Consider the following 12,357-nt stretch of genomic DNA (forward strand, 5'->3'; position numbering starts at 1 on the left):
GTCGATTATGTCGATCCCTTCCCACCGCGGAACCAACTCAGCCATTTTGAACGCCCGCCCTTATCCGAATTTCAACCCGGCGGCCGCACGCTTCGCCATTGCTTTGGTATGTTTTGCCGTTTCTTCGGTCGCTTTGGCCGTCCGATCCGCTGTTGACGATCCGCCCAGGCCAGCCGCCGCGAACGCGCTAAACGTTCCTTTCGTCGACACCTTGCCATCCTTAAGACCACTGCCCGCCGACACCGCTTCGTCTAGTCCCGGAATGTCTTTAATCGTTATGCCAGCAGCATCCGCCTTTTTCTTCGCCTCGCCCTTAGCCGCCTCAAACTCCGCACGAGCATCCGCCAGCGCCTTTTCGTTCGCTTCCATCTCCGCCGCAAACCCCGCGGCCCGCTCCGCCGCTTGTCGCTCCGCTTCGCTTTTTAGCTCCGCTTGTGCCCCGGCCCGGTCCGCTTCAATCTGCGCCAACTTCGCTTGTCGGTCTTGATCGCGCTTGAAAACCGCCTCATTCTGCGCGTTATCAATCGCCGCGTTATCTCCGGCCGTTACCGCGTCAATCGCCGCAATCTGAGCATCAACATTGATACCCTCGTCAAAAAGACCTTTGAGCCGAATCCAAGACTTTTCAATATAGCCGGCGGAGTTGTTCCACGCCTTCAATACGCCGTTTGCCATCACGGCCCACGCGTCATAGAGGAAATCGACCGTATGCACCCATCCCGATTCCAGCACGGACCACGCGTCAAGCATCATGGACGACATAGCGAAAACAGCCGCCTCCCACGTCTCCACAAAAAATGACTTGAACTCGGCCCACTTTTCTTTGATCACATTCAGGCCCGCGACGAATTCCGATTTCAAATACAGCCACATCACTTTCGCGGCCAATTTCATATCACCGCCGGCGATCGCGTCCCGGATTCCTTCAAACGCGCCGAGAGCTCGCGCCTTGAGTTCGCCGAACTTGCCCATCAGCCACGCTAGCGCCTGCCCGCCGCTTTCGGACATCTTGACCCAATAGACCCCCAGGCCAATCACCGCGGCCGCCACAAGGCCAATCGGAGACAACAGCACGCCCAGCACGGAACCGATCGCCGACATGACAGTAACCACGCCGCCGACAGCCGCACCGGCTAACGCGAACGCTCCGCCAATACCCGCAATCGCCGTTCCTATTGCCACGGCCGCCACCGCCAGCTTGAACACGCCGACAATTAGGTTTTTATTTTCCTTGACCCAGTTAATAACCTTCGTGACGATCGGCGCAATTTTTGATTGCATAGCAACCAAGGCCGGAGCCAGCGCAGAACCTACTTGCGTCACGATCGCCCCGAACTGCCGCCGCAGTCGATTCATTGCATCCGTCAGCTCCGCCGCACTGGTCGCATCATCTTCGGACATCGTAATGCCCAGCGCCTCCGCCTCTTTCTGCAATTTTTCGATACCAGCCGCCCCGCCGTTGAGCATCGGTAGCAACTCCCGACCACTCCGGCCGAAAACATTGAGCGCCAGCCCCGCGCGTACCGTCGGATCTTCGACGTTGGAAATACCCTCAGCCAGCAACTTAAACTTGCCCTCTGGATTCAACGCCTTAAAGTCAGCCACGGAGACGCCCAGCATATCCAGAACATCCGTTGCCGTACTCAAATCACGCTCGACCATCACTGAGAAACGCGCCATCGCCGCTAATGACCTATCCATTTGGTCGATGCTCGCGCCGCTTTGCTCCGCGGCGAAACCTAGTTGGCTGATTGTCTTCGCACTGAGTCCGGTACGTTGCCGCATTTTGTCGAGCTGGTCGCCAGTCGACGCGAACAACTTAGCAGCACCCAACAACGGCGCAGCCAACCCCGCGCCCAGTGCAGTAATCCCCGCGCCAATCTTCGACACGCCGGCACCGAACGCCGTCAACCGCTGCTGCGCACGCTTCAAACCCTTAGCCAGCTTTGTATCGTCCGCGAACAATTCCAAGAACGCACGACCAGCACGAATGCCCCTTGAGCCTGCCACGTATCACCCCCGCGGATTATGCCGCGTTTTCTTCGATTTCCACCCACGCAAACGGACCCTGTGCGCCGGTTGTCGTCGTCACTGCCAACTCAATGGAAACCACATCGCCAGCCACCAGCGCGGCAGAGGACAACGCGCCATCGCTGACGGATCGGTCCCCGTCGGCATCGGTGAGAGTCACAACAGACGACAACACCGAGGCGCCATTGACTTTCAAATCAAAATCAACGTCCGTATTCGTGCCCGTATCATTTAAGAGCGCGTGAAACCCGCGGATCGTCGCCGCGCCGGAAGCCACAAATACTATGCGCTCCACCGCGGCTGGCGTCGCGCCGATAGCCAGCCCAAACGACGTCCCCGCCTTGTACAAGTGTTGCAATTTGTCCGCGTCGATTTTCGTTGCCGCCGCGACCGTTTCATTGACCACGCTTTCAGCCGGCAATCGAATATCACCGCCGATCAACCGAAAATTCCCCATCATGCCCCCTATTTGAATCCGGCCGCCTGGAATGCACCCTTGCAATCCTTTAGCGACATTTTCTCAATTACCGCAGCCGGCTTTTTCTTCGCCTGCGCGTATGGATGAAATTCCGTAACTTTGTGCGGCTTAGACTTCGGATCACGGTTGATATTCACCAGCAGGCACAACACCGAGGCCACCGCGTCCCACGTCGCACGCTGCCGGCCCTCCGCCATCCATGCCAGCTCACGCAACGAATACGGCCCCGGATTGACACCGACAACGCCAGCCAGCTCGTAAACTACAGACCAGCTTTTTTGATTGCCGCGTCCATTTCCTTTTCCGCCTGCCCGCTCGCTAGATACGTCTCCGCCGCTTCCAGCCCCCGCGCCTCCAGCGCCTTTTGCTTGTCGATCACTTTCCGAAGCGTCGCCCGCTTCGCTGACCGGGAAAAATTTACCAGCGCATCAAGCACAGCCTCCGTAGCCTCATCGATAGCGTCTCCGCCCAGGCCCCGGCCGAAATCCTCGTCCGTGATACCGTCCGCGTCCGCCTGAGGCAGACACAACACAAACAGCACATCCGCCAGCAAAATCGGATCGCTCGCCAGTTGCGGAAATACGTCCACATCCAGCAAGTCCACCTCCAGCTTTTTCCGCACGCGCCGCACGTCATCGACCGTAATCGTAAAGACCCACTCACGCCCCGCGTTATCCGTAAACTTTGACACCGTTTCCGCTCCGGCTTAATTCCATACAAGCCCAAGCACCGCACCGCCCAGAGAACCACACAACCGCCGCCGCTACTTAGCCAGCAGCGCCTTTTTGCCTTGCAGCACCTCACGCCACAACTCAACCTCAACATCAAGATATTTCTTGCCCGATCCGCGGCCGGATTCTTCCAGCTCCTTGACCGAACCCGGCGCGATCAGCTCCACATCGTCGCGCAACACCGCCACAAATTTTGCATTGCCCACGCGCGAAATACCTTTGAGTAGATCCGCCTTCACTTGCTCCGCCTTTTTCCGTGCCATCCGCTCAAACCTCCATTAAACCAAAAGGAAACCGCACCCAGCCGGCCCACCGCCGGCCGCCGCCCTACACGGCCACTAGGCCGTAGTCGTGTACCAGACCGGAGTGTTTGCCGTTCGCGTCGGCTTGGCAGACATCGCCAACGTCGCCGCATCCTCCCGCGACTCCGTGCGCTCAAACGTGAAGATATGGAAATCTGCCCGCGGACCCTCATTGTCAGCCACGCCGCTTGCACCATCGAGCGCGAGGAGTTCAATCGTGGTTCGATCCAAGAATGCATCGCGCAGCGCCGTATAGGCGCCATGCTCATGGTCGGCCAGCATGTCCCATTCCAAGGCCAATTCTCGCCCGCCCTTGAGGAACAATTTCCAGATCGATTCACGCGTCAAAACTTCTCCCTCGCTATCCGCCAGCGCTATTTTGACATCCATTGCGATATCAATCTCAACCCACGTTGGGGAGGCCCACGTTGCCGAGTTGTAGTACAACTTGCAGTCAAGGCCGATTACCGTATAACTCAAATCTCCGCCCCCTATTTGATTGAATCACGCCACAGGCTTGGAACCTTTGGCAAATTTTCCTGATAAGCCGGCCCCATGAACGGCCGCGGCTCGTATGACACCCGCTTGCCGCGCCGCACCGCCTGCCCGCCTTCCTCCAACAACTCCGCCACACCCGACCGATACAACAACGGCCCCACCACCACCGATTGCGCTGCCATGTCGAATGCGAATAACAACAGCCGCCGCAACCCGCCCTCATGGCTTGACGGCGGATCACCCGAACCGCTCACCCGCTTACGCTTGCGGATTGAACTCCGCGCCGTCCGCCGCACAAACGAACCGAACCGCGACAATACGTGACGCGTCGCCCGCTCTTTGGGAGACACAACCGCCCGCGGATTGAACATTTGCACCGGCCGGCCGCGTAACTTGAAACCGATCACCCGCGCGCCTTCCACAGCTTGTATTCAAATCGCATCACGCTCGTAAAAACCCGCGACTCGCGGAGATGCTCCGGCACGTAAATTGCCAGCCACTTGACTCCCTGGAACGATGCCCCGATCGGCAACGGATTGATTGCCATTGCGTCCGCTATTTCTTGCGAGAAGGCCGCCAGCGCATCCACCTCCGCGCCTGAATCCTCACTGACTTTTTTCTGTATGCCCACATCAACGGCAACATCCCATTCCGCCCGAGCACGCGCCGCGGCTCCGCCCTCCGCCGTTGCCGGCACGACAATTACCGTCAAGCCCTTCACATCGCACACGTCGCGCGTCGGCACGTATTCACGCGTAGCCGCAAACGTCATCGACAGCGTTAGACCGTTGATCACATCCTTAAAGCTTTCCGCCGCGTCGACATAAACCGCGCTCACTCCACTGCCTCCGTCCCCGTTTGCTTGCAATGAACCCGCAAGATTGTTCCCCACGGATCAGACGGCACGTAATGTGAACCGCCCCCCATATCCAACACCTCAAATATCAACACCTCATCGCAGACCGTATGCCGCACCACATCGCCACGCTCCGGCAGAATCAACGTTTCGCCGATCACCAAATCGGCCGCCGTTATCAGAAAATCCCGAACCTTGACGCGTAACGTGATACCGTTGGTTTGATTATGCTCGTAACCGGTCGAACCCGGTACAGCCGATACCAACACACTGGACGCGTCGCGCACATACTCCACGCGCTCGCCCGAACTTCGGTTGATCGCTTTGGCAAGTATGCGCGCGGCACGTTCCAGCGTAGACAACAGATCACCCCCCACCCTCTAAAAGAGAAACCGCCTACGCCGCGGCTACAATCGCATCAGTGATGCCCACGGACTCCGAAGAAAACAACGGGATGCCCTCAACCTCCGTTGGGATTGGTGCAGGCGCCCCAGTCGCATTCGTTGCAGTCCGACTGTCCCGCAGTTGGAACACGGACTGCCGCGAAGTAACCAGCAAATTCGGCTGACGGTCTGAGGGAAACTTGCTCAGCAATTCATAGATCAATTCGTCAGTCAATCCCTTGTCGGCTTGCGCCGTCAGGTTGACGATACGGCCCACGCTGTACGCGCTGCCAATTTGCAAACCAGCCCACCCCGAAATGGGAGTGTAATAGGCCGGATAGGTTCCCGTACTGCCGGCAACTTCGACAACTTCGGTATCGGCAATTCGAATATTGCCATCCTCACCCATGACGGCGCAGACATCCGACTCATCCGCAGTCGATCGAATCGCCCACAGGCTTGACCCTTTGTTCGCGGTAGTGCCCGTTGCATCCACGACCATTGCCGAATCTTTGTGAAGCATCGTTGCCGCATTGGCGAAGCCAACAAAACCGCCGGAGTCTCCGCCGACCGTACCGTTGAGCAACTGTTTCTCATACGCGAAGAACGCCGCCCGGAGATGGCGCAACGCCTCACGGTTAAGAAACGCCTCAGCGCCCTTTTGGTAAATGTCAGCCAGCGACTTATCAACCTTAAACGTAGCGTCAAGGATCTCAAGAGTTGCCGTCACAAGCGTATCTTCGGAAACGTCATGCTCCCGACCGTCATTGACCGAACGGAAACCAACAACCGGCGCCCCGGTTTCCTTAACGTACTTGTGGACCGTCCCATTGGAAGCCAACACCGAATGCAACCGCGCCAACAGCGGCGCCCGGTTGAGCAAATCCGAAACGTTAATATCGGCTAGATTCTGATCGTTAATAACGATCATCTCCGCCAATGTCATCAAATCATCAGCCATCGCTTATCACCCCTGCGCGTTGTTTTGAAATTCAACATGCAGGGAAACCGCCCGCCCCCATTCGCCCGCCGCCGTCCGCCCGCCCTATTTCCGCAGCCGCACCAAGCCCGGTTTTTCCGTTTCGTCGCCGGCCGCATCCGATGCCGGGGCCGCAAACTCCGCCGGAGTCGACTCGCCACGATCCAAAGCCGCCAAGCGTTTCGTCAGCTTTTCATTTTCAGCCCGCATCTCTCCGAAATACTTCGCCTGCGCTGCATCAAAACTAAGGCCCTGAGCGAACCACACGCCGCCACGATCGCCGAACGCTTCCAGGAATCGCCCGCCCTCCGTCGACAGTTCACCGGCCGCGGCCGGCACAACAGCCGGAGCAACTTCGCCCGTAACATCACCCACGTCACCGCCGGCAAATTCGCCCGTAACCTCCTTAACGTCGCCGCCAGACGAAGCATCCGTCTCCGGCTCCGTTACCGTTTCATCCTCAACCGCGCCCGCCGTCTCATTCTCTTTTGCCACAATCGGCCCCCCATCATTTTCGAGATATTCAATCAACACGTCCGCGCCACCGTCGGCGAACTCCGCCGCCGTATTTTGATCGGCTCCATACGGACAAATTGCCACGCCACGCAAAGGCCATTCACGGATTACCGCACCCGGCCCCACAAACTCCCGCCCATTGACTTGCACCGACTCACCCGGCCCTATTTCCTCAACTTTGATGCCCGACCCGTTGAAATTGATAGACGACTCATAAGGAACGCCGGCCGCCGACTTGAAGACGATTTCCGTTGCCTTGTCGCGGTCCAGGTACGGCACAATCTCGCCGGAGCAATACAGGCCCTCCGGCCGCACTTCAAACCGATCGAGAAACCCCAGCACCTCATCGGAATAGTGGCACCAGTCCAACAGCAGTTGAGGCTTGCTCAATTTCATGCCGGCGAAATCATGCACCACCCGGCCCCAGTAGTAATGGTCGACAGGCTCAGAGGTGCGCGCCAGCAACTCAACCGGAGTTGTCTTGCCGCCGTCAACTTGCTCGCCGATGACCAAATCACAAGGACCGCCAAATCGCATTGCAGCGGCCGGCACAACGTTGTTTTTATTCTTCGTCATCGTCTTTGCTCCCCAGATCCACAGCGACCGACACCGGCGCCAGCCCCACGCCGGCCGTTTTTAGATACTTGTTTTCCGCGGCCAACTCATCGACCGTCGCGCGGAAGTCCCGGCCCCGCCGCCGCAATACCTCCGTCCGCGTTTTCAGCCCCGCATTGACCGCGGCAATGTCCGCGTTTGCTTCCTTGAGGGGATCAACCCACGGCAACCCGGCCGCCATCCACTCCCACCGCAGATCGCTTGCCAGCCACCCGGCCGGCAGTTCTAAAACACCGTCGGCAATCCACAGACGCACCCGCCAAGCCAACAGTCGGTCAAGAATCATCTGTAAATCGCCGCGCTTGATTGCCGCGCTCATCTCGTATTGGAGGAGCGCTTGCCGCGACCCGCTGTAATTGCTGTGCGACTCATCGAAAAACGAATAAGGCAAATCCAGGGATTTAATCGCGACCGCAATCATCACTTGCGTAAACGCAACAAACTCCGGAGCTGGGGTTTTATTCTCCAGAAACTCCGCCTTATCCCCCGGATCAAGATCGAGCATGACCGGCCCGCGGCCGAAATCGATTTCATAACCGCTGGACGTTTCCGCCTCCCCGTCTCCGTCCGCATCGGTCTCCGCCGTCGATGTCACCGGCGCCGGAGAATCCAACGCGTCGCGATACAACACCAGCCCGAACATCTGCGCTATTTTCGCTTTTGCCAGTGCGTAATCGAAACCCTCGTAAACGTCCCGATACGTATTGAGGGAGGCCGTTACAGGTGAGATGCCGCGAACCTGATCGAACCTATCGAAAAACCCATGCTGAACCATGCGCGAAGCCAATACGCGCCGATCAAATTCAAAACCGTTGCCGCCTTGCCCGCGACTATGCACATAAAACGCCCGCGACCGTCCGGCCTTGTCGACTTCCACGCCTTGGACGACGGATGACCCGTTGCGCTTGTGCTTGTCGCCCGGATCACGTACCCGATCACCTTCAATCGCTTGCAGTCGACCGTCTGACAATTGCATCGCAAAGACGTCACCGTCTACCGTCCGCCGCGCCTCCAATAGCCGCGTCCAACGTTGCAGCCCATGCCGGCCGCCGACTTCGAAATTGTCAGGACGCCCCCACCAGTCCACCAACTCCGCCAGCCGCGCGTCAACGGCATCGTTGCCCGTCCGCGGCTGAAAGCTGAACGTTGATACGTAGTCCAGATGACGACGCACCGCCCACGATGCAATGGTAAAATTGCGCTGCACTTCGCGCGATACGCTTTGGACTTTGCGACGGTCGCCGGCTTTCAAAACGGCATCCTCCGAACGCAAAGCGCCGGCAGGAGTCGCACGCCGCCCACGATCCGCGGCCGCGTCGTATCCAAACAAGAAACGGCCGGCACGCTGCAACATTTTCCGATTTTCGCCCGCCATCATACCCCCGGTATTTTGATACGAACCGCAGCTGGCCGGCGGCCGCCTTGGAAATCGTCCGCCGCCATCAAGGCCCGCAATTGCCGCCGCAGTTCCGCGAAATCGTGCTCTACCGTCATCCCGTCAACCGTGATTTTCTTTTGACCACTCCGGAGAATGCCCAATATCTCCGCGATTGCCGCCGAGTTATCCGCCATAGTGCCCACCAAAGAAAAAAGCCGTGCAGGGGTGCGGCCCCGCACGGCTTCCGCGAAAGAGGTTGAGCAGGTATCCCCGCAAAACCGACGCCCTTATATCAGCAACGACAACACAAACCCGCAGCACGCAATGCCGTTTTGCGATTAACTATCCGAATCCCGGCCGTTTTCCTAAACTGAGCCCGCCGCCGCATCCGCGGAGGATCGGTTTTCATAATGCTTGTCAATCCGCCACTGCCCACACGCTTTGCATTGAACCCGCCGCCAAACAATATGCGTACACGCATTGCCGGAGGGATCTTTTCCCCTGAATTGCTTTTCCACTCGCTTTGCATACTGTCCGCGCTCCGTCGACTTGCACCGCGGACAGCGCGTCAGCTCACCTGAGGCCCGCGCGTATTCCCGATGCTTTGACCCTTTTTTCCGTGCCACTTTTCCGCCTCCCGCTCTAAAGATAAGAAACCCGCCGCCGCTTGCGTTTGCGCGGCTCCGCCTTGCCGGCTCCGCTGCCGACTTGTTTCATCAACTCCACGCCCAACATGGACGCACCCACCGCGCATCCAACCCCGCAATCGAGCCAATGGTTATCAGCCCGACCCGGCTTGACCTTCCATTCGTCCACCCGCCGGCCGCGGCCCTCCGTCCGTATCCGATACTCCGCGGTAAGATGATCCGCCAATAACGCATGCCGCTCCGGCTTATTGCCGAACAGCGTAAGCGCACCCGGATCACCCATCGACGTCGACAACCGCGCATTGAGGAATGATTTCCAAAAGTTGGCATCAAACATCACATGCCGCACCGCCCCCCGCTTGCCGCGGATCGTCGGCGCTCGCCAGTTCAGGCCCGCTAAATCCCCCGGCTCGTTACGCCATTCGCCTAGCGGTTTCATGCTCGCCGTCACGCCCTTACCATGCGACGGCCACAACTGCCCGGCATAATGGGATTGCCGGCAGAACATCTTGATAACGTCGGTGGATTGCCCCCAGTTCGCATCTATGAGGCAGATGTCCGGCCGCAACGCTGCCCCATCGGCACCGGCCCATTCCCGGCCCAGCAGATCATCAACCGTAACCTCTAGCCCGGCATAGATCGCGCCTTCCATCCCGGCGCCCGGCGCCTTGTGGCTCATTGCAACCTTTGATTCCCGCAGAGTGAACCGCGCCCGCTTTTGGTCCGGATAGGCGCCGTAGTCAATCACCGCCCCGGTGAAATCGTTGCCCCACGCGCAGACCATCCAATACAAAAGTTTTTTGTGGACATCGACGAATACCGACAGCCGCGACGCCCACGCCGGCACAGCGCCACGTTTACCCCGGTTGATCCGCCGGCAGATTTCATCTTCGCTCAAAAGTTCGTCGTCAACGTCGTCAGTCGGCAGAGGCTCGTTTTGATACTCCGCAAAGAATGCCGCCTCGTTATCTATTTTGAGATTCATCGCCGATTGAATCGCCGACAGCTCACCTGGCAAAAACCGTTCTTCCCAAGCGACTTTTGACCCCGCGTCCATCGCTTCACGATTCGCCCGGTAGAACTCCGTCCCCGCGGCGCCGCCGTCGCCAGCACGCAAACCATCGGCTCGGATTTTCTCGTATTGCTCCCAAAGCTTTTCGTTTTCAGGGAACGCGTAGACAAGTTTGGTGCGCTCCCCTTGCCACTCCGGCCGCTTTTGAGTATCGAGCATTGCATCGGCCAAGTCGCCCTCTCGGATCACCGTGCACGGCATCACGCCCGAGATTTTATTACCCGGCCCCGCCAGCCCCAAAACGGCACCTGCAACGATTTCCTCCCGCGTCCGGCATTGGCTGGGAGACTTTGCGGATTCGTCCGTTTGCGGATCGTCCAACACCACCAGCGAAGGACGGACAGCGCGACCGTCGGCCCGCTTAAATTTCATGCCGCGGATTCCACCCGTCAGGCCGGCCACCTTGACCACCGCGCCGGAGGCCGCCGAATCCGCGATCGTCGGCAAGACAATCTCCCGCGCCGTCCATTGCATTTGCGTCCGCCGGCCAAGATGCAATTGACCACGGCACCGATGCGCGATGCCCTCCAGCATGCGAATTGGATAGCAGACCTCCGGAAAATCGGCCAGAAGGTTTTCGTTGGTTTCAAGTTCCACCTTGATTGAGGCGAGCATATCGGCCGCATGCTTTTCGTCGGCACCGATCAGCGCCACGAACTCCCGCCAGCCGTAGGACATCGCCCACAGGCAAGCACACTCAGCCAGCGACGTTTTACCGCTGCCCCGCGGCATCGCCATTGCGAACAGCCCGCCCTCCAAAACCGCCCGCTCAATTTTGGAGATCACGCGCAGATGGTCCGCGCTCCAGCCCATGTAAAACAGATCCGGAAAGTAAACCTCCAGGTAGACACGAAACGAACGCGCCGCGGCCGCCCGCCGCTGGGGATCAACCACAGCCGGCAGCTCTCCGATATCGCGACCGGCCCGGCTGTTGTCCGCGGAACGCTTTGCCGCGTCTGCTTTGGTGCGATCGTATCCCGTCCAGCCCTTGCCCTTGCGGCGCGCAGAAACAGACGCCGCCGGTTGAGGCTTGTTTTCGCCCTCAACCAACGCCGCCTCAATTTTCGCCAGTTCCCCCGGCTCCGCGTTTTGCACCAACTCCGCCAGCTCCGCCGGCGAAAGTCCGTCAACCAATTCGCGCCCGTCGATCGTCAACCGATTTCTCCGGCTCGACCTCCGCTACCGGCTCCGTGCCATCACCGCCCGCATTCTCCGCCCGCTCAACCTTGCCCATTGAGGCCGGAGTCAATCCGCAGTCCGTCCTGAATTGCAATGCCCGCCCACGCCGATACTACGAGATGCAACAGCCACGTAAACCCCAGACGGCACACAATAAGCGACCATTGCCCCATGTTCGAAAAATGCAGATCCTCACCGCGCCGCCCACTTCGCGGATTGCCCTAAATTCGTCGCATGCGTCGCCGCGGCAAACACCGTCGGGAACGTCCCGATTGCCGGACCGCGGCCGAATATTTCCGAGCAAACAAACAAACTTAATTGGCATTTACGACTGTTCCCTCTGCCCAGAGGAATCAAGACGCCCGCCGGAGTACCTTTTGCACCCCCACCAGCTCCGGCGCCGCCACATTTCGCCGCACCTCCCGCACCACGGCCCACACCTCCCGGATTTTCCAGCCGACGGAGGCCGCCAAGTCCCGCGGCGTCTTCGGGGGTATTGCATCACAAATAAACAGCCACTGATAAGAATGGCCACCTTTTTCCCTGGTTGACTGGGGGATTAGCCTAGATTGCGTTTTTCTCGCAGGATTTACTTGAATTGCGGTTTCGGGACGGTAGTTTGGTGGAAGTTATTTTCGGAAAAATCGGAAAAATCCGCGAATTCGTGACCTAGCACAGCCGTTTTTTTCGCA

Annotated in this window: 15 protein-coding genes; 1 reads left to right on the forward strand and 14 read right to left on the reverse strand. The window is 58.8% G+C overall.

Going from position 1 to position 12,357, the window contains the following annotated elements:
• Positions 1 to 60 precede the first annotated feature (60 nt).
• Positions 61 to 1,467, reverse strand: coding sequence for a hypothetical protein (locus CA54_RS07955; protein ID WP_146370270.1), 1,407 nt, complete (start codon positions 1,465 to 1,467; stop codon positions 61 to 63).
• 276 nt (positions 1,468 to 1,743) lie between these two features.
• Here CA54_RS07955 and CA54_RS07960 point away from each other — a divergent pair, with 276 nt between their 5' ends.
• Entirely contained in the window at positions 1,744 to 2,001 is a 258-nt protein-coding gene (locus tag CA54_RS07960) for a hypothetical protein (protein WP_146370271.1), read from the forward strand.
• A gap of 25 nt (positions 2,002 to 2,026) precedes the next feature.
• Here CA54_RS07960 and CA54_RS07965 read toward each other — a convergent pair whose 3' ends face one another.
• The 13 genes from CA54_RS07965 to CA54_RS08025 form a co-directional block, all read right to left on the reverse strand.
• The gene (locus CA54_RS07965) at positions 2,027 to 2,491 is read right to left on the reverse strand and encodes a hypothetical protein (RefSeq protein ID WP_146370272.1); all 465 of its coding nucleotides are present in this window, start codon (positions 2,489 to 2,491) and stop codon (positions 2,027 to 2,029) included.
• A 5-nt stretch (positions 2,492 to 2,496) separates the two neighbouring features.
• Positions 2,497 to 2,724 carry a hypothetical protein gene (locus CA54_RS07970; protein ID WP_146370273.1) on the reverse strand — a complete coding sequence of 76 codons (228 nt, stop codon included), beginning with the start codon at positions 2,722 to 2,724 and terminating at the stop codon, positions 2,497 to 2,499.
• 47 nt (positions 2,725 to 2,771) lie between these two features.
• The gene (locus CA54_RS07975; protein WP_146370274.1) at positions 2,772 to 3,200 is read right to left on the reverse strand and encodes a hypothetical protein; all 429 of its coding nucleotides are present in this window, start codon (positions 3,198 to 3,200) and stop codon (positions 2,772 to 2,774) included.
• A 72-nt stretch (positions 3,201 to 3,272) separates the two neighbouring features.
• Positions 3,273 to 3,503 (reverse strand): hypothetical protein, encoded by a 231-nt coding sequence (locus CA54_RS07980; RefSeq protein ID WP_146370275.1) that lies wholly within the window; start codon positions 3,501 to 3,503, stop codon positions 3,273 to 3,275.
• A gap of 75 nt (positions 3,504 to 3,578) precedes the next feature.
• Positions 3,579 to 3,932: a hypothetical protein gene (locus tag CA54_RS07985; protein WP_146370276.1), complete on the reverse strand. Its 354-nt coding sequence runs from the start codon at positions 3,930 to 3,932 to the stop codon at positions 3,579 to 3,581.
• A 101-nt stretch (positions 3,933 to 4,033) separates the two neighbouring features.
• Positions 4,034 to 4,447 carry a hypothetical protein gene (locus CA54_RS07990; RefSeq protein WP_146370277.1) on the reverse strand — a complete coding sequence of 138 codons (414 nt, stop codon included), beginning with the start codon at positions 4,445 to 4,447 and terminating at the stop codon, positions 4,034 to 4,036.
• A complete protein-coding gene (locus CA54_RS07995; RefSeq protein WP_146370278.1) occupies positions 4,444 to 4,878 on the reverse strand; it encodes a hypothetical protein in 435 nt (144 codons plus the stop codon). Before CA54_RS07995 ends, CA54_RS07990 begins: the two co-directional genes overlap by 4 nt.
• The gene (locus CA54_RS08000) at positions 4,875 to 5,258 is read right to left on the reverse strand and encodes a hypothetical protein (RefSeq protein ID WP_146370279.1); all 384 of its coding nucleotides are present in this window, start codon (positions 5,256 to 5,258) and stop codon (positions 4,875 to 4,877) included. The genes CA54_RS07995 and CA54_RS08000 overlap by 4 nt, the downstream gene beginning before the upstream one ends.
• A gap of 34 nt (positions 5,259 to 5,292) precedes the next feature.
• Positions 5,293 to 6,240 carry a major capsid protein gene (locus tag CA54_RS08005; protein WP_146370280.1) on the reverse strand — a complete coding sequence of 316 codons (948 nt, stop codon included), beginning with the start codon at positions 6,238 to 6,240 and terminating at the stop codon, positions 5,293 to 5,295.
• A gap of 84 nt (positions 6,241 to 6,324) precedes the next feature.
• Complete coding sequence (locus tag CA54_RS08010; protein WP_146370281.1) at positions 6,325 to 7,350, reverse strand: hypothetical protein; 1,026 nt, start codon at positions 7,348 to 7,350, stop codon at positions 6,325 to 6,327.
• Positions 7,337 to 8,743 (reverse strand): phage portal protein, encoded by a 1,407-nt coding sequence (locus CA54_RS08015; RefSeq protein ID WP_197532287.1) that lies wholly within the window; start codon positions 8,741 to 8,743, stop codon positions 7,337 to 7,339. Before CA54_RS08015 ends, CA54_RS08010 begins: the two co-directional genes overlap by 14 nt.
• Positions 8,744 to 8,763: 20 nt before the next feature.
• The gene (locus CA54_RS08020) at positions 8,764 to 8,961 is read right to left on the reverse strand and encodes a hypothetical protein (RefSeq protein WP_146370283.1); all 198 of its coding nucleotides are present in this window, start codon (positions 8,959 to 8,961) and stop codon (positions 8,764 to 8,766) included.
• 448 nt (positions 8,962 to 9,409) lie between these two features.
• The gene (locus CA54_RS08025; RefSeq protein ID WP_146370284.1) at positions 9,410 to 11,641 is read right to left on the reverse strand and encodes a terminase gpA endonuclease subunit; all 2,232 of its coding nucleotides are present in this window, start codon (positions 11,639 to 11,641) and stop codon (positions 9,410 to 9,412) included.
• Between the last annotated feature and the right edge of the window lie 716 nt (positions 11,642 to 12,357).

This window comes from Symmachiella macrocystis, from assembly GCF_007860075.1.
Lineage (GTDB): Bacteria > Planctomycetota > Planctomycetia > Planctomycetales > Planctomycetaceae > Symmachiella > Symmachiella macrocystis.

What these genes read in the sequence shown, in the direction of transcription:
- CA54_RS07955 (WP_146370270.1), bottom strand. Translation starts at nt 1,467, where the DNA reads ATGCTCAACGGCGGGGCGGCTGGTATCGAAAAATTGCAGAAAGAGGCG.
- CA54_RS07965 (WP_146370272.1), bottom strand. Translation starts at nt 2,491, where the DNA reads ATGATGGGGAATTTTCGGTTGATCGGCGGTGATATTCGATTGCCGGCT.
- CA54_RS07980 (WP_146370275.1), bottom strand. Translation starts at nt 3,503, where the DNA reads ATGGCACGGAAAAAGGCGGAGCAAGTGAAGGCGGATCTACTCAAAGGT.
- CA54_RS07985 (WP_146370276.1), bottom strand. Translation starts at nt 3,932, where the DNA reads ATGGATGTCAAAATAGCGCTGGCGGATAGCGAGGGAGAAGTTTTGACG.
- CA54_RS08005 (WP_146370280.1), bottom strand. Translation starts at nt 6,240, where the DNA reads ATGGCTGATGATTTGATGACATTGGCGGAGATGATCGTTATTAACGAT.
- CA54_RS08010 (WP_146370281.1), bottom strand. Translation starts at nt 7,350, where the DNA reads ATGACGAAGAATAAAAACAACGTTGTGCCGGCCGCTGCAATGCGATTT.
- CA54_RS08015 (WP_197532287.1), bottom strand. Translation starts at nt 8,743, where the DNA reads ATGTTGCAGCGTGCCGGCCGTTTCTTGTTTGGATACGACGCGGCCGCG.
- CA54_RS08020 (WP_146370283.1), bottom strand. Translation starts at nt 8,961, where the DNA reads ATGGCGGATAACTCGGCGGCAATCGCGGAGATATTGGGCATTCTCCGG.